This is a genomic window from Nocardioides segetis (assembly GCF_051390595.1).
In the GTDB taxonomy this organism is placed as follows: Bacteria; Actinomycetota; Actinomycetes; order Propionibacteriales; family Nocardioidaceae; genus Nocardioides.
The window spans coordinates 47347-67832 of sequence record NZ_JBNINR010000001.1; the positions used below are offsets into that span (position 1 = coordinate 47347).

The window sequence follows — 20486 nt, forward strand, 5'->3', positions numbered from 1 at the left end:
GGCGGACCGTCAGCGCGGACTCAGCGGACCTTCGCGCGGACGGTGGCGCCGGCGGCCTCGACGGCCGTGGACCCGCCGTAGGCGACCGTCAGCCGGACCTTGCCCCGCGGCAGTCCCTTCCTCAGCACGAGCGTGGCCCGGCCGTCCTTCAGCACCGCCGTGCCCACGACCTTCTTGCCGCGACGCACGACCACCGTGCCGTCGGCGAGGACGGGGGCGGTGACGGCGACCTTCACCTTCACCTTGCCCCGGGCCTTCGGCTTGGCCGTGGCGACGACCTGCGCCGCTGCCCGGGCCACGGGTGCGGTGCCGGCGCTCTGCAGGGTGAGCGGCTCGAACTGCGGTCGCTGCACGGTCAGCCGCACGCTGAGCGAGCGGCCGGCGTCCGCGGCCCCGGGCCGGTACGTCGCCGCGGTGGCGCCGGCGATCGGCTGGCCGTCGCGCAGCCACTGGTAGGCGTGCGTGTCGCCCCCCGCCCGCTCGGGGAGCAGGGTCTCGACCTGGACCTCGGTGACGCCGGGGGCGACCGCGGTGAGCAGGCCGCCGACCCTCGCCTCGCCGGTGATCCGCGCGGGCCCGTCGGCTTCGAGCGACTTCGCGATGGTGAGCGGGCTCGACGTGGCCGGGACGCCGTCGTGGTGCTCGAGGACCGGGACCGACGCGTAGTGGATCGCGCTGCCCGCGTCCTGGGGCCGCACGGTGTAGGTCGGCTCGTCGAAGCCGGTGAGCACGGAGCCGTTGCGGTACCACCGGTGCTCGACCGCCGTCGGCTCCGGGGCGAAGGTCGCCGGCGTCGCCGTGAGCGTCTCGCCCACGCGGGGCGCACCGGAGATCGTCGGCGGCTGCTGGACGGTGAACGTGCCCCTGCGGACGTGGTAGGTCAGGGTCGCCTGCCGGGCGTTGCCGACCGGATCGGTGGTCGTCACGACGAGCGTGCGGGTTCCGGGGGTGCTGGTGTTCAGCGGCGCACCGTTGGCGACGCTGCCGTTGCAGGTGGCCACGCCGGAGTGTCCGTCCCAGCAGCTGAAGCCGCTGAGGACCCGTTGGCCGAGCGCGTACTCCGCGCCCTGACCCAGGTGCCCGGCGAACGTGATCGTGGGCGCGACCCGGTCGATGCCGACCCAGATCCGGGCGTCGGCCCGGTTGCCGTTGCCATCGACCGCGACGATGTCGATCTGGGTGGATCCCTCGTTGCTGACCGGGATGCTGCCCCGGTGGCCCTCGAACATCTCCTCGTGCTCGGTGGCGCCGGTCATCGTGTAGCTGACCTGCCCGACGCCGGAGCTGGCACCGCCGCCGGTGCCCTGGTCGACGACGAGGACCGGCACCGTGCGCGGTCCGGGGAACCAGCCGTCGACGCCGCCCGTCGGGTAGTCGATGTTGATCGTCGGCGGCGTCCGGTCGATGGGGCCGGGCACCGGACCCGGGTCCTCCGGGTTCTCGGGCTCCATCGGCTGGGCCGCCGCGGGGCTGGCGACGAGCAGCGCGGCGGCGGTGAGCGCGCCGAGGATGCGGGACCTTCTCATGACAGTTCCTCCTGGGTGATGCGGCTGCGGCTCAGCGAGAGCCAGGCGCCGACGAGGACGAAGCCGGGCAGGGCGACGAACGGCAGGCCGGGGACGCCGGTCGCGGCCACGGCCACGAAGGCGAGCACGCAGACCAGGCCGGCCAGCACCGCCGGCCCACGGGCCACCAGGCCCTCGCGCAGGCCCATCCAGGCGACGCCGCCGAGTGCGACGGCCAGGGGGAGCGCGGCGATGAACGGGCTGAAGTCGTTCATCACGTAGTAGGTGTAGAGCCCGGCGTCGTCGTAGGTGCCCTCCTCGATCGCGCCGTGGAGGTAGTTGCCGAGGGCCCCCTTCCAGCCGTAGGCGAGGGTCAGCGTGGCGGCCGCGGCGACGGCGCCGAAGGACACGACGGACGCGCCGACCGACCAGTCGTAGCGCTGGCTCACGTGACGGCGCCACACGGCGGCGAACACCAGCAGGGCGGCGACGCAGAGGAAGCCGCCGAAGCCGCCGATGCGGAACGGCAGATGGTCGAGCTCGGGCATGTCCGCCACGGAGACGGTGTAGTCCGAGGACTTCTGCTCGCCGGCGGGCCGCTGGTCGGTGAACAGGGTGCCGACCATGCCGAGCAGGCCGGCGACGCTCATCCACAGCGGCCAGGCGTGGAAGCGGGCGGAGTCCACGGGCACGGGGGCTCCCCGTGGGTCAGTGGCGAGTGACATGAGGATCTGCTCTCTCGGGAGCGGCGCGCGAGCGCCGTCCGCCGTGCTCTACGGCGGTGCCGTCACCCTCCTGCGCCCCGCGGCCCGGCCGGCAGGTGCACGTGTCCTCAGTCCGCTGGGTCGCCGCCTTCGGGAAACACGGACCCATCCCGCCTGCTGCGCGCCGCGATGCACGCACGCTGGCTGCGGCACGGACACTCGACGTGCCCCGGCACGCCTTCGCGCCCGTGTCTTGCCATCGCACGCGCCTCGCGACGCTCGCGACGGCGCTATGAGTCCGTGTTCCCCTCAGGCCGGCTGACGCCGATGCCGGCCTCCCGCGCCTTCACGACGAGCGCGGCGCGGTCGTTGACGTCCAGCTTGGTGAAGATCGCGTAGACGTAGTTGCGCACGGTCTTGGTGGTGAGCACCAGCATCCGCGCGATCGTGGCGTTGTCGTGGCCCCGCGCCACCAGCTCCAGGACGTCGCGCTCGCGTTCGGTGAGCTCGGCGAAGACACCGCCGCGCGCGCTGCGCGCACCGGTGAGGAAGTCGACGGCGCGGCCGGCGACCTGGGGACCGAGCATGACGGCGCCGTTCGCGATCGCCCGCACGGCGCTCTCGATCTCCTCGGGCTCCGCGCCCTTGACGAGATAGCCCCGCGCCCCGGCCCGCAGCGCGCCGAAGAGCGCCTCGTCGTCGCCGAACATGGTGATCACCAAGACGCCGGTCGCCGGCCGTCGGCGCAGGATCTCGCGGGTCGCCTCGGCGCCCGAGCCGCCGCCGAGGTCGAGGTCCATGAGGACGACGTCGGGAGCGGTCGCGTCGACCACGGTGACCGCCTCCTCCTCGCTCGCGGCCTGCCCGACGACGTCGAAGCCGGTCTCCTCCAGCAGCGACGACATCCCGATCCGGAAGACCGGATGGTCGTCGACGACCACGATCCGGATCCGGGCTGGATCGGGAATCTCGTCGGGGCTCATGGCAGCACCATCCTCACGCGGGTTCCGGGAGCCTCGGGACGAGACTCCACCACGACGCTGCCCCCGAGCTCGTCGGCCCGCTCGCGCATCGACGACAGACCGACCCCCGGGCGGGGAGCGTCGCCGAGGCCGCAGCCGTCGTCGACGACGTCGAGGACCACTCCGCCGTCCGCCGGTGCGCTCACGGCGAGGTCGACCGTATCGGCCCGGGCGTGCCGGTAGGCGTTCATCAACGCCTCCGTAGCGACGTGGTAGACCGCGATCTGGTGGCGGGTGTCGAGCACCGCGGCCGGGTCGACGTACGTCCGGACGTCGAGACCCGCGCCGCGGAACCGCTCGGCGAGTACGTCGAGCGCGGCGGCGAGGTCGCCGTCGTCGAGCTGGGCAGGTAGCAGGGAGCGCGCCAGCATCCGGATGTCCTCGGTGCGCCGGGTCAGCTCGGCGCGCATCTCGTCCAGCAGCGCGGAGGCGCCCGGGGGATCGTGGCGCAGCCGGCGCTGGGCGGCGGCGAGGCCCAGGCCGACACCGGCGAGTGCCGGGCCGAGGCTGTCGTGGAGCTCGCGGCGCAGCATCCGGCGTTCCTCGTGCCGCACCTCGCCGAGGCGCTCCGACGCGGCCTGCAGCCGGAGCTGGGACTGGACGAGGTCGAGGCTGAGCGCGAGGACGTCGGACAGCGACCGGAGCACGCGACGGGTCCGCCCGTCGAGGCGTTGCCCCGGTGCCGCCAGCGCGGCCAGGTCGCCGACGTGGCGGTCGTCCACCACCAGCCGGACGACGGCCCGGTGCTCGGCGGTCGCCTGCGGCCGCTCGGTGCCGCTGCTCACCTCGATCAGCGGCTCGGCCGTCGACACCACGGACACCCGGGCGAGCCGCAGGCCGTCGCGGACGCTTTCGACCAGCGCCGGCAGGACGTCGTGCCGGCCCTCGCCGCGCACCTGGCGGCCGAGCTGGGTGAGCAGGCGGACGGGATCCGCGGCGCCGCCGTGCACGAGTCGGTCCACCCGGCTCTGCAGTCCCTGGCGCAGCGGGTGGATCACCAGCGCCAGTCCCGCCACGACCAGCGTGCGCGCGGTGTCGTCGCTCACCGGCAGCAGCCGGATGGCCAGGCCCACCGAGCCGACGTAGAGCAGCGCGACGACCGAGGACAGCAGCGCCCACACCGCGGGCCGGGGTACGACGACGTCCTGGCCCCGGTCCCAGGTGCGCAGCACGACGACCACCACCGACAGGCACAGCACGACCTGCGCGACCGCGATGGTGGGGACGCCGAGTGGCTGGACCGCTGCGCGCCCCCAGCCGGGCGGCCACAGCTGCAGCATCGCCATCCCGGTGAACATGAGGGCGACGGCGGCGACGAGCACGCCGTACGCGCGAGCACCGTCCCGCGCCTCGCGCCGCCACTGCCGCGCGACCGCGACCACGGCCGAGAAGCCGGTCGCGGCGCAGACCCCCAGGCTCGGCCAGATCAGCCGCCCCAGGGCCGCACCGACCGTCGTGCCGTCCAGGGAGAGGGGGTTGCCGGGCGCGCCGACCTGCTGGACCGTGGCGCTGGTGAACGCCAGCACCGCGGTCGCCGCCAGACCGAGCCCGGTCATCAGCCGCCGTGGCACCCGCGCGCGGTCCGGGGGGAGAAGCAGCCAGGGCAGCACCGCGATGGCCAGGAAGCCACCGGGCGCCGCGAGCCAAGCGGATGCGTGCGCGGTGAGCCCCTGCCCCGGCAGGTGCGGGTGCGACCAGGTGAGGAAGCTCCAGCCGAGTGCCGCGACGGAGCCGGCGAAGCCGACCCCGATCACCGCGCTCAGCCAGCCGGCCGGGTGGTCGCCGCGCCGCAGGATCATCGCGGCCGTCGGTCCGGTGGTCAGCGCGACGAGGACATAGAGCAGGAAGAAGCGGCGCTCGGCGTACCACGACACCTCGGCGAACGGCGCCCCTGCCGCCAGGGTCATCCCCGCGCCGGCGAGCACCAGACCCCAGGTCACGACGACGATCGCCAGCGCAGCCCACCGGCGCCCGACGCTGTCGGGCCGATCCCCGACCAGGTCGTCCATGGGCGGCATTGTGCTGGATCCGGCGGCCCGGCGGGCACGGTCCGCAGTCCCCGTCCGTCCGGGCCGCCCGGTCCTCAGCCCGCATCCACCGATTCCCCGCTGCGGCGAATCGACGGATACGGGATCAGGAGGGATCGAAGGCGAGTCGGAAGCCGCCGTCGCGCGGGTCCACCTGGAACCCGGCGTCGCCGGCCAGCCCGCTGACGACCTCGTGGCCGAGGCCGGGCGGCTCCTCGCGGCTGACGTCGTAGCCCTCGGCGCCGCTCAGTGCGTCCTCGTAGTGGTCGAGGACCGCCGCGGCGTCCTCGTCGGTCGCGTAGTCGACGGTCTGCACGCTGCCGTCGCCGCCGGACACCGCGCACAGCACCGCTCCGGCGGGCGGCTCGGGCCAACCGGCCGGCAGGGCCGCGTCGGACAGGTCCGGCTCGCCCCACGCCATCGGGAACGCCGTACCGCACTCCTCGGGCACGCCCGAGTCCGCCTGGGCGTCGGCGAGGTCCTCGGCGGCCGCACCGGTCCCGTCCCCGGTGGCGCTGTCGCCGGAGCCGTCGCCGGCTGCGTCGTCACTGCCGCACGCCGTGAGGGCGAGGACGGCGAGGACCGCGGCGGCGGCCGCGGCGGGGCGGGTAAGGGTGGTCGACATGGCTCTCCTCGGTCGGACGGGTCCGCATCTGTCGCGGACCACGCAACGGGTGGGACGAGCCTGCGGGGACGCGCGACCCGGGATCGAGAGGCCGCGGTCCCCGAACGCTCGGGCCGTCGGGCAGGCTGGGGCCATGACCGGACGACCCGAGACCGACGGCCGCACCATGCGCGAGCGGATGGATGCCGGCGAGCTCTACCTCGCCGACGACCCCGAGCTGATCGCGGCCTACGTGCGCGCGCAGGAGCTGACCGAGGACTACAACGCGACGGGAGTTCGCGACCGCGAGCGGCGTACGGCGATCCTGGGCGAGCTCCTCGGCGCGGTGGGCGAGGAGACGGCCGTCCGTCCGCCGCTCCGGGTCGACTACGGCAGCCAGGTGCGGATCGGGGCGCGGGCGTTCGTGAACTTCGGCCTGGTCGCCCTCGACGTCGCGCCCATCACCATCGGCGACGACGTGCAGATCGGGCCGAACGTGCAGCTGCTGACGCCGCTGCACCCGCTGGAGGCCGGGCTGCGCCGGGAGAAGTGGGAGAACGCGCTGCCCATCACGATCGGCGACAACGTCTGGCTGGGCGGCGGCGTGATCGTGTGCCCCGGCGTGACCATCGGCGCGAACACGGTGGTCGGGGCCGGCTCGGTCGTCACCCGGGACCTGCCGCCGGGCGTGCTGGCCGTCGGCAGCCCGGCCCGGGTGGTGCGCGAGCTCCCCGCATGAACAGCCCCGCGAAGCCCTGCGCCTCCCCCACTGCGCTCCTCCGGCGCACGACGTCGCGGGGAGCCCGATGAGCCACGCCACGACCGCGTCCCTCCTCGCGGCCCTCCGGGAGCGCCGGCGCGCCGGCAGCCGGCCGGGGCAGCGCACCGACGGTCACCGGATCGCCCTCGCCATCGAGGGCGGCGGCAGCCGGGCGGCGTACTCCGCGGGGATGGTGCTGGCGCTCGACGAGGCGGGGCTGACCGACTCCTTCGACGACGTCTACGGCACGTCCGGCGGCGCACTCAACGGCGCCTGGCTGCTCAGCGGCGAGGCGCAGCGCTGGATCCGCAGCTGGGCCTGGCCGGAGGTCGCCGCGGCGAAGGTGACCGACCCGCGGCGGCTGCTGCGCGGCGGGCCCGTGGTGGATCTCGGCCGCCTCGTGCACCACGTCTACGAGAAGGTCACGCCGATGGACTTCGACGCGATCCTCGCCAACCCGATCGGCTTCCACCCGATCGCGACCGACGCCGCCACCGGCGAGGCGGTCGACCTCGCGCCGTACGTCACGGACCGGCTCGGCGCCCAGACCGCGCTGCGCGCCAGCTCCTGCATCCCGCTGCTCGCCGGCCCTCCGGTGCGGCTCGGTGGCCGCACGTACGTCGACGGGGGACTCTCCGAGGGCGTGCCCTTCCGGACCGCGCTCGTGCAGGGTGCGACCCAGGTGCTGGTGCTGCGCACCCGCCGCACCGACCAGCGGGCCGTCCCGCCGTCGCGGGTCGAGCGGGCGCTCCTCGCGCCGTACTTCCTGCGCCACGGGCGGGCGGCGGGCGTCGCGCACATCGGGCGGCACCGGACCTATGCCGAGGACGACCGCCGGCTCGCCGCGGGCAGCGCCGCCGACGTCCCCACGCTCGTCGAGGTGCGGCCTCCACTGGGCTCCCCCGACGTGTCCCGGCTCAGCGGCGATCTCGGCATCATCGACGACGCCATCGAGCGGGGGCGGATCGTCATGAACGCCTTCCTCGACCGGGAAGACGGCTGACGGGGACCCGCGTCGATGTCCGAGACCCCGCAGCGTCGCCCTCGGGACCGCAAGCAGCAGATCGTAGCGGTCGCCGCCCGGCGGTTCGAGCGCGCCGGGTTCCACGACGTCTCCGTCGCCGACATCGCCGCGGAGGTGGGGGTCGCCGGCTCGGCGCTCTACCGCCACTTCAGCGGCAAGGCCGGACTGCTGGCGGCGGCCGCCGAGCAGGAGATCGAGTTCCTCGAGCGTGCCTACGTCACGGCTGAGGACCTGCCCCGCCTGCTCGACGAGGCCGCCGGGCTGCTGCTGCGTCCGGACCGGCCGGGCAGCGTTTGGCAGGGCGCGCAGGTCTTCCTCGAGCCGGGCCGGGCGGCGGAGCTGGAGCGGCGCCACGACGCGGCCCTGGACCCGTTGCGCCGCGCCGTCCTGGCGGAGACCCCGGGCACGGGCGACGCCGACGCCGCCGTGCTCACCTGGGCGGTCCACGCCGTGCTGGGCACCGGACGGGCCTTCGAGCGGGCCCGGGTCGACCGCGACCGGGCCCGGCTGCTGATGGTCGAGGCGGCGCTCGCCGTCGCCCGTCTGGGCTCTCTCGTGCCGTCCGGAGCCGTCGCGGCGCCGGCACCGGGACCGCCCGGAGGGCTGCGCCCGGCGTCGCGGCGCGAGGCGGCTCTCGCGGCCGCCGTCCGCCTCTTCGCCGAGCGCGGCTTCCACGCCGTGGGCATGGACGACATCGGCGCTGCCGCGGGGATCTCCGGTCCGACGCTCTATCACCACTTCCCGCGCAAGTCCGCGCTCCTGGCCCACGTCACCACCCGGTGCCTCGACGCGATGCACTTCGACCTGGCCGGCATCCTGTCCGCCACCGCCGACCCGGCGGAGGCGCTGGACCGGGCGCTCGCGTCGCTCGTGCGGATCAACGTGGCGCAGGGCGACGCGCTGGCCGCGCTGTTCTCCGAGGTGGTGCACGTCCCCGAGGAGGAGCGCGCGCCGATCCGGCGGATGCAGCAGGACTACGTCGACGAGTGGGCCGCGCTGCTCGGCGCCTGCCGGCCCGAGCTCACCCGGTCCGACACGCACGCGCTGGTCCGCTCGACGCAGACGGTCATGAACCGGATGCGGCTGCGCCTGCCTCTCGCCGAGGCCGACCAGCGGGCGGCGCTGGTGCGGATCGGCCGGGCGGTGCTGGGGACGCGGTCGGCAGCCAACGGTTTGTAGATGAAGGTAGATAAATCTCGGATAGCATGTCTCCCATGAAGTCGATCACCGTCGCCGAGCTCCGACAGAACCCCACGGAGGCCTTGCGTGAGGTCGCATCGGGCGAGACGTACGTCGTGACGCGTCATCGCCGCGAGGTGGCGCGCCTGGTGCCACCGGTCGCCGGCGCGGAACTGGCGCCCGCGAGGGTGCGGGCCGGGTCGCGATTGGCCGAGCGTCCCCGACGCCGGCTGCGGACGGCCGGCTCGGTCGAGGAGCTGCTCGCCGCCATGGAGTCGGACCGGTGAGGAGCCGGTGACGACCTACTACCTCGACACCTCGATCGCGGTCCACGCCCTCCTGGGCACCCCTGCCGCCGAGGCGTGGTTCGACACCGTCACGGCCGACCCCGATGACCTGGTGGTCTCCTCGCGCCTCCTCCGCACCGAGCTCACCCGCGTGCTTCGTCGGGAGGGTATCCCCGTCCGCGAGCGGGATGCGGTCCTCGACCACGTTGCCACGATCCTCCTCACCGAGGGGATCTTGACCGGCGCTGAGGCGATCGCCGATCACGTCAAGACCCTCGACGCCGTCCACCTGGCCTCGGCGATCGCGTGCGGCGCGGACACGGTCCTCGTCACGCACGACCAGAACCTCCGGACGGTTGCGACCGGGCTCGGCTTCCGGGTCCGCGATCCCCTGGCCGACGACCTCGACAACCTCGACGATCACGGCGATGCCGGCTGACCGGTCCCGCCTCCGAACGATCGGACCCCGCCACTAATCTCGGCCCCGATGGCCCTCCACCTGCACCGCGCCGCGCGCACCGACCTGCTCGCCGACCAGCTCGGCGAGCTCCTCGCGTCGCCGCTGGCCGACCCGTTCGCCAGCGAGGTCGTCGTGGTGCCGGCGCGCGGGGTGGAGCGGTGGCTCACCCAGCGGCTCTCGCACCGCCTCGGTGCCGGACCGTCGGGTGGCGACGGCGTCTGTGCCGGCGTGCGCCTCCTCCAGCCCGCGTCGCTGGTCGGCCTGCTGCTCGACCGTGACCGCGACGACCCGTGGCACCCCGACCGCCTGGTCTGGCCGCTGCTGGCCACGATCGACGACGTCCTCGGCGAGCCGTGGTGCGCGACGCTGGCGACGCACCTCGGCCACGGGCTCCCGGGCGAGGAGGGGGAGCTGCGCCGGAGCCGTCGGTGGTCGGTCGCGCGCCGGCTCGCGGAGCTGTTCGCGTCGTACGCCGTCCAGCGGCCCGCACTGGTCCGCGACTGGCGCGCGGGGCGCGACACCGACGGCGCCGGCGAGCCGTTGGCCGCCGACCTGGTGTGGGAGGCCGAGCTGTGGCGCCGGCTGCTCGACCGGATGGCGGCCGCGGGCCACCCCGAGCCGCCCGACGTGCGCCACGACCGGGTGTGCGCGGCGCTGCGCGCCGGCGAGGTCGACGGCCTCGACCTGCCCGACCGGCTCTCGCTGTTCGGGCACACCCGGCTGCCCGAGACGGAGGTCGACCTGCTGGTAGCGCTGGCCGCGCACCGCGACGTCCACCTCTGGCTCGCCCAGCCCTCGGCGGCGCTGTGGGACGCCGTCGCGGCGGCGGACGTCGAGGTGGGCGCGCGTGACGTCGCCGCCTCCGTGGAGCTGGCGCACCATCCGCTGCTCGCCTCGCTCGGTCGCGACGCGCGGGAGCTCGCGACGGTGCTGGGGGCGCGGGTGCGCGCCGGCGAGGCGATCGACGCGGGCGCGGCTGCCGACCCGAGCGCGCCCGACGACCTGCTCGGCTGGCTGCAGACCGACCTGCGCGCCAACCGGACGCCCGGCCCCGACGAGCGGGCCCGCCGGGTGCTGCGTGCCGACGACCGCTCGCTGCAGGTGCACGCCTGTCACGGCCCGGCCCGTCAGGTCGAGGTGCTGCGCGAGCTGCTCGTCGGCCTCCTCGAGGACGACCCGACGCTCGAGCCGCGCGACATCGTGGTGATGTGCCCCGACGTCGAGACCTATGCGCCCCTGATCTCCGCGGCCTTCGGCATGGGCGAGCTCATCGGCGAGGCGCCGGGAGCCGCGACCTCCGAGCTGCATCCCGCGCACCAGTTGCGCGTCCGGCTGGCCGACCGCGCGGTGAGCAGCACCAATCCGCTCCTGGCGGTCGCGGTGGTGCTGGTCGAGCTGGCGGGCGGCCGGGCCACGGCCTCCCAGGTGCTCGACCTGCTGGCCAGGCCGGTATGCCGGCGGCGGTTCGGGTTCAGCGACGACGACCTGGCGCGGATGACGCGGTGGGTCGCCGAGGCCGGGGTGCGGTGGGGGATCGACGCCACCCAGCGGGCGGCGTACGCCATGGAGGGGTTCGCGCACAACACCTGGCGGGCCGGGCTCGACCGGCTGCTGCTCGGGGTCGCGATGAGCGACGACGACCACCGTCACGTCGGCCGCGGGCTGCCGGTCGACGACATCGCCAGCGGCGAGATCGAGCTCGTCGGCCGGCTCAGTGAGGCCGTCGCCCGGCTCGGCGCCTGCCTGACCGCCCTCGACCGGGCCACCGGCGCCGACGCCTGGTTCGCCGCGATCGCCGACGGCGTGCGCGACCTGTGCGAGGTCGACGAGGACGACGCCTGGCAGCTGCCCCAGTTCGAGCGGGAGCTGGCGCGGGCCAGGGCGGGCGCCGACCGTGCCGACCGTGCCGACGGCGCCGACGCACCCCCCGCCCGAGACGCCGACGGCACCGACGTGCCGCTGCGCCTGGCCGACGTCCGGGCGCTCCTGCAGGCCCGACTGGCGGGGCGCCCCACCCGCGCCAACTTCCGCACCGGCACGCTCACCGTCTGCACGATGGTCCCGATGCGGTCCGTGCCGCACCGCGTGGTGTGTCTCGTCGGTCTCGACGACGGCGTCTTCCCTCGCAGCAGCGGCGTCAACGGCGACGACGTCCTCGGCCGACGGCCCCGCGTCGGCGAGCGCGACCTGCGCGGCGAGGACCGCCAGCTGCTGCTCGACGCGCTCCTCGCGGCGCAGGAGCGCGTCATCGTCACCTACACCGGTGCAGCCGAGCACACCGGCCAGCCGCGCCCGCCCGCCGTACCACTCGGCGAGCTGCTGGACGCGCTCGACCGCACCGCCGCGGCCCCGGTGCGCCCGGCGGTCCTCGTCCGTCATCCGCTGCAGGGCTTCGACCCGCGCAACCACCTGCCCGGCGAGCTCGTGGGGCCCGGTCCGTTCAGCTTCGACCGATCGTCCCTCGCCGGTGCCCGGGCCTCCGTGCGCGAGCGCACCCCGGCCCCGCCGTTCCTCGACGGCGCCCTGCCGGCCCCTCCGGCCGCGGACGTGTCGCTCGCCGACCTCGTCGACTTCGTGCTGCGTCCGGCGCGCTCCTTCCTCCGCGGGCGGCTCGACGTCGCCACGCCGTTCGAGCCCGGTGAGGTCGCCGACGCGATCCCGGTCGATCTCGACAACCTGGAGAAGTGGGCGATCGGCGACCGGCTGCTGGGGGCCGTGCTGTCCTCCGACGACCCGGCGCGCACCGGTGAGGCGGTCATGCTCGCCGAGCAGCTGCGCGGCTCGCTGCCTCCGTTCGGCCTCGGGTACGCCGCCCTCAGCGACGTCGTCCGCGACTGCCAGGCGCTCCTCCAGCAGAGCGCGCCGCTGCGGTCGGGCCCCGCCCGCAGCGTCGACGTCGATGTCGACCTCGGCGGAGGCCGGCGCCTGACCGGCACGGTGCCGCGGGTCCACGGCAACCAGGTCGTCGACGTGACCTACTCCCGGCCCGGGCCCAAGCAGCGGATCGCCGGCTGGCTGCGGGTCGTCGCCCTCAGCGCCACGCACCCCGACGAGAACTGGACCAGCCATGCGGTGGCCCGCGCCCGCGGGGGTCCGCAACGGGCGCTGGCCGGACCGCTCGACCATCGCGCGGTCGAGTGGCTGCGCGCCGTCGTCGCGCTCTACGACGAGGGAGCCACCCGGCCGCTCCCGATCCCCCTCAAGACGGCGCACGCCTGGGCCGAGGCCCGGGCCAAGGAGCTGCGCGGCATGGACGTCGACCCGGTCGACGCGGCGGCCGCCGCCTGGACCACCGACCCCTACCACCCGTGGGGCATCAAGGGAGAGGACGACGACGCGGTCCACCGCCGGGTCTGGGGACACGCGGCGCCGGTGTCGGTCCTGATCGACGCCGGCCTCCCGGCGTACGCCTGGACCCTGTGGGAGCCGCTCCTCGCCGGCGCCGAGAAGGTGGGCCCGCTATGACCACCCCGCGACGTCCGGACGCGACGCCGATGGCGCCGTTCGACATCCGCGGCCCGCTGCCGGCGGGCACGACCCTGCTCGAGGCCAGCGCGGGCACCGGCAAGACCTGGACCATCGGCGCGCTCGTGACGCGGTACGTCGCCGAGGAGGGCGTGCCGCTCGAGCAGCTGCTCGTGGTCACCTTCGGTCGCGCGGCCAGCCAGGAGCTGCGCGAGCAGGTCCGCCACCAGCTCGTCGAGGCCGAGCAGGCCCTCGCGGGCCTGCCCGTCGAGCCCCGGACCGAGGTCATCGAGCAGATCCTCGACTGTCCGCCGGACGAGCGGCGCCGGCGTCACCGGCGGATCGCGCAGGCCCTCGCCGACTTCGACGCCGCCACCATCGCGACCATCCACCAGTTCTGCTCGCTGGTGCTGGAGTCGCTCGGCGTCGCCGGCGACACCGACGCCCGGGCCCGGCTCGTCGAGGACCTCGACGACCTGCTGGTGGAGGTGGTCGACGACCTCTACCTCCGGGCGTTCGCCCAGCTGCCCGACGGGACCCGGCCCACGTTCACGCATGCCGAGGCCCTCGCCATCGCCCGGACGGTCGTCGGCGACCCGCAGGCCCGGCTCGAGCCCGCGGACCTCCCACGCGACGACCCCGCGGGGCGTCGGGTCGCCTTCGCCGCCGCGGTCCGCGCGGAGCTCGACCGGCGCAAGCGGCGTCTGGGCGTGCTGTCGTACGACGACCTGCTCCGCCAGCTCGCCGACGCGCTGGAGCACCCCGACTCGCCCGCCCGGGTGCGGATGCGGGCACGGTGGCGGATCGTCCTGGTCGACGAGTTCCAAGACACCGACCCGGTGCAGTGGCAGGTCTTCGACCGGGCGTTCACCGGCCACGCGACCATGGTGCTCATCGGCGACCCGAAGCAGGCGATCTACGCCTTCCGCGGGGGCGACGTGACGACGTACCTCACGGCCGCCGAGACCGCGACCACCCGCCAGACCCTGGCGGTCAACCGGCGCAGCGACGCGGGTCTGGTGGCCGGCTTCGGCCGTCTCCTCGGTGGGGCCGAGCTCGGCGACCCGCGCATCGTCGTCCACGAGGTGCGGGCCCACCATGAGGAGGCGCGTCTGGCCGGCGCGCCGCGTCCGGCGCCGTTCCGCATGCGCGTGGTGCGTCGCGAGACGTTCGGCAAGCGCGGCAGCACCGCCCTGCCGATCGCGAAGGTGCGCGCGCACATCGCCCGCGATCTCGCCCACGACATCCGCGCGCTGGTCACCAGTGGCGCCACCTTCGGCGGCCGTCCTCTGCGGCCCGACGACGTGGCCGTCATCTGCTACCGCCACGCCGACCTGGCCGCCGCCCGGGCGGCGCTGCAGGAGGTCGGTGTCGCGGCCGTGATCGCCGGCGGCGGCAGTGTCTTCGCGACCCCGGCCGCCGTGGAGTGGCTCTCGCTGCTCGAGGCGCTGGAGCAGCCGCATCGCACGGCGCGGGTGCGGGCCGCGGCGCTCACCTGCTTCCTCGGCTACGACGCCGCGACCCTCGACGCCGGCGGCGACGAGCTGAGCGACGAGCTCGGGGACCGGCTGCGGTCGTGGTCCGAGGCGCTGAGCCGGCGCGGCGTCGCCGCGGTCGTCGAGGCCGCCACGTCCGGCGGCCTGCCCGAGCGGCTGCTGGGCCAGGTCGGCGGCGAGCGGACGCTCACCGACGTCCGCCACATCGGAGAGGTGCTCCACGAGGCGGCGCTGCGCGAGCAGATGGGCGCGGTCGCCCTGCTGGCCTGGCTGCGCCAGCAGGTGCTCGAGGCGCGCGAGGGCCGGGGCGCCGAACGCACCCGGCGCCTGGACTCCGACGCCGACGCCGTCCAGCTCGTGACGATCCACGCCAGCAAGGGCCTGCAGTACCCCGTCGTCTACCTGCCCTCGCTCGCCGACCGCTGGGTCGGCAAGCCCGACAAGCCGCTGTTCCACGACGCCGCCGGCGCGCGCTGTCTCGACATCGGCGGCTCCGGGCCCGACTGGTCCGACCACGTGCGCCGCTGGACCGACGAGGAGAACGGCGAGTGGCTGCGGCTGCTCTACGTCGCCCTGACCCGGGCGCAGAGCCAGGTCGTCACCTGGTGGGCGCCGACCCGCAACGCGGAGGCCTCGCCGCTGCACCGGCTGCTGATGCGCCGGCCCGCGGCCGACGGGCCCGGTCTGCGCGGCGAGGTGCCGGCCGGGCCGCCCGTGCCCGACGAGGATGCCGCGACGGCGCTGTTCGCCGCCTGGCGCGACCGCGGCGCCTTCGTGCCCGAGGTCGCCGAGCCGGTCGGGGTCCTGCCCGCGGTCGCCATCGACCCTCCGGCCCGGCTCGACGCACGCGCGTTCACCCGCACCGTCGACACCGGATGGCGGCGCACGTCCTACTCCGCGCTGAGCAATGTCGACCTCGGTGCGCCGCCCCCCGGCGTCGCCAGCGAGCCGGAGGTGGCGCCGAAGGACGACGAGGACGACATCGCGGTCGTCGCGGCCGTGCCCGACGACCCCGCGCTCGCCGTACCCTCGCCGATGGCCGGACTCCCGGTCGGCGCCACCTTCGGCTCCCTCGTCCACGCGGTCCTGGAGCACGCCGACCCGGCGACCCCCGACCTGCGCACGGAGCTGCTCGGCCACATCGACGAGCAGCTGTCCTGGTGGCCGGTGCCGCTCGATCCCGAGGAGCTCGCCGACGCCCTCGTCGCGGTGCTCGACACCCCGCTGGGCCCGCTGATGGACGACACGACGCTGCGCCGCATCGGCACGACCGACCGGCTCGCCGAACTCGACTTCGAGCTGCCGCTCGCCGGCGGCGACCACCCCAAGCGCCGGTCCCGGTCCGACGACGTCCTCCTCGGCGACATCGCCGCGCTGCTGCGCGCCCACCTCCCCGCGGGCGACCCGGTGCGGGCCTACGCCGACGCCCTCGACAACCCCCTGCTCGGCGGCCAGGTGCTGCGCGGCTACCTCACCGGGTCGATCGACGTCGTGCTCCGACTGCGACCGCCGGCGGGCGGCGAGCCGCGCTATGTCGTCATCGACTACAAGACCAACTGGCTCGGTCCCGCCGACGAGCCGCTCACCGCGGCGTCGTACCGGCCGACCGCGCTCGACGACGCGATGGGGCACTCCGACTACCCGCTCCAGGCCCTGCTGTACGCCGTGGTGCTGCACCGGTTCCTGCGCTGGCGGCAACCCGGCTACGAACCGGCCCGACACTTCGGGGGAGTGGCCTACCTCTACCTCCGCGGCATGTGCGGCCCCGACACCCCCCGCCCGGACGGCCCCGACGGCAACCCGTGCGGCATCTTCACCTGGCAGCCACCGGTCGAGCTGGTCGTGGCGCTCTCCGACCTGCTCGACGGCGCCGCGGGAGGTGCACCGTGACCGAGATCTTCGAGCCCACCTCGGCCCACGACCCGCGCCTGGCCCGCGGTGCCGGAGGGCTGCTCGGTGCCTTCAACGCCGCCGGCGTCGTCGACGCCGCCGATGTGCGGGTCGCCGAGCGGGTCGGCGCGCTCGCGGGCGAGGACGACCCGCGGGTGCTGCTCGCCGCGGCGCTCGCCGTCCGCTCCGTGCGCGGCGGGTCCGTCGGCCTCGACCTCGCCACGCTGCCCGACCTGACCGCACTGACCGCACCGACCGACCTGTCCGACATGTCCGACCTGTCCGGCGCGGTCGCGCTCGCGTGGCCGGACCGGTCGGACTGGGTCGCCGCGATCGAGGCCTCCGCGCTGGTCGCGGCCGAGGTCCTCCACCTGGAGCACGACCTGGTCTACCTCGACCGCTACCACCGCCTCGAGCGCCAGGTCGCGGGCGATCTCGTCGCCCGGGTCGAGCTCGGGCCGCCCCCGGTCGACGAGGCGGCGCTCGCCGCGACCCTCCAGCGGGTCAGCGGCGCGCACCTCAGCCCCGAGCAGGCCGCCGCCGTCGAGCATGCCGCGCGGCACCGCACCACCGTCCTCACCGGGGGACCGGGCACCGGCAAGACCACCACCGTGGCGCGACTGGTGCTGGCGCTCGCCGACCAGTTCGCGGTCGCCCACGAGCGGCGGATGTCGATCGCGCTGGCCGCGCCGACCGGCAAGGCAGCCACCCGGCTGCAGGAGGCGGTGACGGGGGAGCTCGGTGCGCTGGGGGCGCTCGGCGACGCCGAGCACCAGGTGGCGCCGCCCGAGGCGATGACTCTCCACCGGCTGCTGGGCTGGCGTCCCGACAATGCCACCCGGTTCCGTCACGACCGCGGCAACCGGCTCAAGTACGACCTCGTTGTGGTCGACGAGGCCTCGATGGTCGACCTGACGATGATGGCCCGCCTCCTCGAGGCCGTCCGGCCCGAGAGCCGGCTGGTGCTCGTGGGCGACCCGCGGCAGCTGACCTCCGTCGGCGCCGGCGCGGTGCTCTCCGACCTGGTGGCCGGCTTCGCCGGCCACCCCGATCCGCCGGTCGTGGCGCTGACCGAGAACCACCGCTCCACCGAGGAGATCAAGCGCCTCGCCGCCGCCCTGCGCGACGACTCCCCGGACCTCGACGACACCGCCGACCGGGTGCTCGAGGTGCTCCGGGCCGGCACCGGCGAGGTCACCTGGATCGAGACGGACGACCCGGTCGCCGCGCTGCAGGCCGAGTGCACCGCCGCCGCTCTCCGGGTCCGCGAGGCGGCCCTCACCACCGGCCCCGAGGCCGCCCTCGCCGAGATCGAGGGCTTCCGCCTGCTCTGCGCCCACCGTGACGGTCCCTACGGCGTCCGGGTCTGGAACAGGTACGTCGAGCAGTGGCTCGCCGCCGAGATCGGCGCCCCGCTCGGCTCCGCCTGGTACGCCGGGCGGCCGCTCCTGGTCACCAGCAACGACTACGCCCTCGACGTCTACAACGGCGAGACCGGCGTCGTGGTCACCGACCCCGCGGGCCGTCCGCGGGCCTGGATCGCCGGCGCCGGCGCCCCGCGCCCGTTCGCCCCCACCCGACTCGACGCCATCGAGACCATGCACGCGATGACGATCCACAAGAGCCAGGGCAGCCAGGCCACCCGGATCGCCGTCCTGCTGCCCGAGGAGGGATCGCGCCTGCTCAGCCGCGAGCTCTTCTACACCGCCGTCACCCGGGCCCGCGAGAGCCTCCTCGTCGTCGGATCCGAGGCCGCCGTACGCGCGGCGGTGACGACGACCGCCCAACGCGCGACCGGCCTGCGTCACCGCCTCGCGGCCGGCGCCGCAGGCGTCGCGTAGCCGGCAGGCCGACCGAGCCCATCCCGTGGGCCCGCAATCACGCCGAAACCTCACCGGGTTAGTGTCGAGACCATGCCGTACCTGCTGCGCGTGCTGCTGCCCGACGTCCCCGGTTCGCTGGGGCGGGTCGCGACGGCGATCGGTATGGCGGGCGGTGACATCGAGGCCATCGAGATCGTCGAGAAGCGCGACGACGGTGCCGCGGTCGACGACGTCCTCCTCGAGCTCGACCAGGGGATGATGCCCGACTCCGTCGTCTCGGCGTGCAACGCGCTCGAGGACGTCGAGGTGCTGTGGATCAGCCGCTATCCCGCCGGCGGCAACCTGATGATGGACCTGGAGGCGGTCGAGGAGCTGACCGCCTCCCCCGACCACGCGTTCGACAAGCTGATCGACCTGCTGCCCGCGACGTTCCGGGTGGACTGGGCGGCCCGCGTGCACCGGGCGAAGGGTGTCGTCTACGGCACCAGCGCCGCGCCCGACGAGCTGGAGTTCGTGGAGATCGAGGCGCCGACCCGACTCGAGGTCCCCGACGACGAGGTCACCCTCTTCGCCGCGGCGCGCATCGACGGCAACGAGATCGTCGTGATCGGCCGCCGCGGCGGCCCGGAGTTCGCTGAGTCCGAGATCATGCGCCTGGGCCACCTCTGCGGCCTCGCCGTCACCATCGCCAACAGCTGAGTAGAGACAGTTTCTCCGGCCGGCCGGTGAAACTCATGCTTGGACGAGGAAACTTCCTCGTCCAAGCATGAGTTTTGTCGTCCAGGCCTCAGCCGTCGGCAGGCTCCAGCAGGAAGACGGGGATCTGGCGGTCGGTCTTCTCCTGGTACGACGCGTAGGTCGGCCAGGTCGCGACCGCGTGCTCCCACCACTCCTGGCGCTCCTCGCCCTCCGCGATGCGCACCGTGTACGACTTCGGCTCCGGTCCGTCCTGGAGGTCGACGACTGGGTGCGCGACGAAGTTGGCGTACCAGCTGGGGTTCTCCGGCGCCCCGCCCTTGGACGCGATGGCGGCGTACACGCCGTCCTTCTCGACCCGCATGACCGGGTTCTTGCGCAGCTTGCCCGACTTCGCGCCGACCGACGTGATCACCACGATCGGGTCCTTCCCACCCTGGAGCGTGTTCGCCTCGCGACCGCCGGAGGCCTCGTACGCCGCGACCTGGTCGCGGACCCACTTCTGGCTGCTGGGCTCGTACTCACCGTGAAGAGTCATGTCTCCACAAGACCACGCGACGGGCCGCTATTCCAGACCGGTTAGCGTTCGGCCCATGAGTGCGATCGAGGGCGTGAGCGAGACGTTCGACGCGAGCCAGTGGGACGTCGTGCCCGGGTTCGAGGACCTGACCGACCTGACCTATCACCGCGCGAAGGCGCACGGCACGGTCCGGATCGCCTTCGACCGCCCCGACGTGCTCAACGCCTTCCGCCCCCACACCGTCGACGAGCTGCTGCGTACCCTCGAGCACGCCCGGACCTCCGGCGACGTCGGCTGCGTGCTGCTGACCGGCAACGGCCCGAGCCCCAAGAACGGCAAGTGGTCCTTCTGCAGCGGCGGCGACCAGCGCATCCGCGGCAAGGCCGGCTACCAGTACGAGGACGTGTCGGCCGGTGCCGCCGACACCGGCGCGGAGGAGCCCAGCCCGATCGACAAGGCCAAGCTCGCCCGCCTCCACATCCTCGAGTGCCAGCGGCTGATCCGCTTCATGCCCAAGGTCGTCATCTGCGTCGTCCCCGGCTGGGCGGCCGGCGGCGGCCACAGCCTCTTCGTCACCTGCGACCTCGCCCTCGCGTCGGCCGAGCACGCCCGCTTCAAGCAGACCGACGCCGACGTCGGCTCCTTCGACGGCGGCTACGGGTCGGCGTACCTGGCCCGGCAGGTCGGGCAGAAGTTCGCCCGCGAGATCTTCTTCCTCGGCCAGGAGTACTCCGCCGAGGACGCCGTCCGAATCGGCGCCGCCAACCGCGCCGTCCCCCACGCCGAGCTCGAGGCCACCGCGCTGGAGTGGGGCCGGATCATCAACGGCAAGAGCCCCACCGCCCAGCGGATGCTGAAGTACTCCTTCAACCTGCTCGACGACGGACTCGTCGGCCAGCAGCTCTTCGCCGGCGAGACCACCCGGCTCGCCTACATGACCGACGAGGCGCAGGAGGGCCGCGACCAGTTCCTGGAGAAGCGGGAGCCGGACTGGTCGCCGTACCCCTGGTACTACTAATCGACC

At 74.6% G+C, this 20486-nt stretch carries 16 protein-coding genes; 10 read left to right on the forward strand and 6 right to left on the reverse strand.

Annotated features, from left to right (window positions below; translation table 11 throughout):
- Positions 1 to 20: 20 nt before the first annotated feature.
- The 5 genes from ACPZVR_RS00215 to ACPZVR_RS00235 form a co-directional block, all read right to left on the reverse strand.
- Positions 21 to 1526, reverse strand: a complete 1506-nt coding sequence (locus ACPZVR_RS00215; RefSeq protein ID WP_436697548.1) for a hypothetical protein — start codon at positions 1524 to 1526, stop codon at positions 21 to 23.
- Entirely contained in the window at positions 1523 to 2197 is a 675-nt protein-coding gene (locus ACPZVR_RS00220) for a hypothetical protein (RefSeq protein WP_436697549.1), read from the reverse strand. Before ACPZVR_RS00220 ends, ACPZVR_RS00215 begins: the two co-directional genes overlap by 4 nt.
- 302 nt (positions 2198 to 2499) lie before the next feature.
- Complete coding sequence (locus tag ACPZVR_RS00225; protein WP_436697550.1) at positions 2500 to 3192, reverse strand: response regulator transcription factor; 693 nt, start codon at positions 3190 to 3192, stop codon at positions 2500 to 2502.
- Complete coding sequence (locus ACPZVR_RS00230) at positions 3189 to 5240, reverse strand: sensor histidine kinase (RefSeq protein WP_436697551.1); 2052 nt, start codon at positions 5238 to 5240, stop codon at positions 3189 to 3191. Before ACPZVR_RS00230 ends, ACPZVR_RS00225 begins: the two co-directional genes overlap by 4 nt.
- Before the next feature lie 124 nt (positions 5241 to 5364).
- A complete protein-coding gene (locus ACPZVR_RS00235; protein ID WP_436697552.1) occupies positions 5365 to 5883 on the reverse strand; it encodes a hypothetical protein in 519 nt (172 codons plus the stop codon).
- 133 nt (positions 5884 to 6016) lie between these two features.
- Between ACPZVR_RS00235 and ACPZVR_RS00240 the strand changes: the two genes are divergently transcribed.
- From ACPZVR_RS00240 to ACPZVR_RS00280, 9 genes are all read left to right on the forward strand, one after another.
- Entirely contained in the window at positions 6017 to 6601 is a 585-nt protein-coding gene (locus ACPZVR_RS00240; RefSeq protein ID WP_436697553.1) for a sugar O-acetyltransferase, read from the forward strand.
- A gap of 67 nt (positions 6602 to 6668) precedes the next feature.
- Entirely contained in the window at positions 6669 to 7625 is a 957-nt protein-coding gene (locus tag ACPZVR_RS00245) for a patatin-like phospholipase family protein (protein ID WP_436697554.1), read from the forward strand.
- Positions 7626 to 7640: 15 nt separating this feature from the next.
- Positions 7641 to 8825 carry a TetR/AcrR family transcriptional regulator gene (locus ACPZVR_RS00250; protein WP_436697555.1) on the forward strand — a complete coding sequence of 395 codons (1185 nt, stop codon included), beginning with the start codon at positions 7641 to 7643 and terminating at the stop codon, positions 8823 to 8825.
- Positions 8826 to 8860: 35 nt separating this feature from the next.
- Entirely contained in the window at positions 8861 to 9112 is a 252-nt protein-coding gene (locus ACPZVR_RS00255) for a type II toxin-antitoxin system Phd/YefM family antitoxin (protein WP_436697556.1), read from the forward strand.
- Positions 9113 to 9119: 7 nt separating this feature from the next.
- On the forward strand, positions 9120 to 9551 hold the full coding sequence (locus ACPZVR_RS00260; protein WP_436697557.1) for a type II toxin-antitoxin system VapC family toxin: 432 nt from the start codon (positions 9120 to 9122) through the stop codon (positions 9549 to 9551).
- A gap of 48 nt (positions 9552 to 9599) precedes the next feature.
- Complete coding sequence (gene recC, locus ACPZVR_RS00265; protein ID WP_436697558.1) at positions 9600 to 13037, forward strand: exodeoxyribonuclease V subunit gamma; 3438 nt, start codon at positions 9600 to 9602, stop codon at positions 13035 to 13037.
- On the forward strand, positions 13034 to 16423 hold the full coding sequence (locus ACPZVR_RS00270; protein WP_436697559.1) for a UvrD-helicase domain-containing protein: 3390 nt from the start codon (positions 13034 to 13036) through the stop codon (positions 16421 to 16423). The genes recC and ACPZVR_RS00270 overlap by 4 nt, the downstream gene beginning before the upstream one ends.
- Positions 16420 to 18264 carry an exodeoxyribonuclease V subunit alpha gene (recD, locus tag ACPZVR_RS00275; protein ID WP_436697560.1) on the forward strand — a complete coding sequence of 615 codons (1845 nt, stop codon included), beginning with the start codon at positions 16420 to 16422 and terminating at the stop codon, positions 18262 to 18264. The genes ACPZVR_RS00270 and recD overlap by 4 nt, the downstream gene beginning before the upstream one ends.
- 72 nt (positions 18265 to 18336) lie before the next feature.
- A complete protein-coding gene (locus ACPZVR_RS00280; protein ID WP_436697561.1) occupies positions 18337 to 18945 on the forward strand; it encodes an ACT domain-containing protein in 609 nt (202 codons plus the stop codon).
- An 88-nt stretch (positions 18946 to 19033) separates the two neighbouring features.
- On the opposite strand, the gene ACPZVR_RS00285 is transcribed toward ACPZVR_RS00280, so the two are convergent.
- A complete protein-coding gene (locus ACPZVR_RS00285) occupies positions 19034 to 19480 on the reverse strand; it encodes a nitroreductase family deazaflavin-dependent oxidoreductase (RefSeq protein ID WP_436697562.1) in 447 nt (148 codons plus the stop codon).
- Between the two features lie 55 nt (positions 19481 to 19535).
- Here ACPZVR_RS00285 and ACPZVR_RS00290 point away from each other — a divergent pair, with 55 nt between their 5' ends.
- Positions 19536 to 20480, forward strand: a complete 945-nt coding sequence (locus ACPZVR_RS00290) for a 1,4-dihydroxy-2-naphthoyl-CoA synthase (protein ID WP_436697563.1) — start codon at positions 19536 to 19538, stop codon at positions 20478 to 20480.
- Positions 20481 to 20486 lie beyond the last annotated feature (6 nt).

Bases quoted from the DNA above. Each gene is read 5' to 3' on its own strand.
- ACPZVR_RS00215 (WP_436697548.1), bottom strand. From the start codon at position 1,526: ATGAGAAGGTCCCGCATCCTCGGCGCGCTCACCGCCGCCGCGCTGCTC.
- ACPZVR_RS00225 (WP_436697550.1), bottom strand. From the start codon at position 3,192: ATGAGCCCCGACGAGATTCCCGATCCAGCCCGGATCCGGATCGTGGTC.
- ACPZVR_RS00230 (WP_436697551.1), bottom strand. From the start codon at position 5,240: ATGGACGACCTGGTCGGGGATCGGCCCGACAGCGTCGGGCGCCGGTGG.
- ACPZVR_RS00235 (WP_436697552.1), bottom strand. From the start codon at position 5,883: ATGTCGACCACCCTTACCCGCCCCGCCGCGGCCGCCGCCGCGGTCCTC.
- ACPZVR_RS00240 (WP_436697553.1), top strand. From the start codon at position 6,017: ATGACCGGACGACCCGAGACCGACGGCCGCACCATGCGCGAGCGGATG.
- ACPZVR_RS00245 (WP_436697554.1), top strand. From the start codon at position 6,669: ATGAGCCACGCCACGACCGCGTCCCTCCTCGCGGCCCTCCGGGAGCGC.
- ACPZVR_RS00250 (WP_436697555.1), top strand. From the start codon at position 7,641: ATGTCCGAGACCCCGCAGCGTCGCCCTCGGGACCGCAAGCAGCAGATC.
- ACPZVR_RS00255 (WP_436697556.1), top strand. From the start codon at position 8,861: ATGAAGTCGATCACCGTCGCCGAGCTCCGACAGAACCCCACGGAGGCC.
- recC (WP_436697558.1), top strand. From the start codon at position 9,600: ATGGCCCTCCACCTGCACCGCGCCGCGCGCACCGACCTGCTCGCCGAC.
- ACPZVR_RS00270 (WP_436697559.1), top strand. From the start codon at position 13,034: ATGACCACCCCGCGACGTCCGGACGCGACGCCGATGGCGCCGTTCGAC.
- ACPZVR_RS00280 (WP_436697561.1), top strand. From the start codon at position 18,337: ATGCCGTACCTGCTGCGCGTGCTGCTGCCCGACGTCCCCGGTTCGCTG.
- ACPZVR_RS00285 (WP_436697562.1), bottom strand. From the start codon at position 19,480: ATGACTCTTCACGGTGAGTACGAGCCCAGCAGCCAGAAGTGGGTCCGC.
- ACPZVR_RS00290 (WP_436697563.1), top strand. From the start codon at position 19,536: ATGAGTGCGATCGAGGGCGTGAGCGAGACGTTCGACGCGAGCCAGTGG.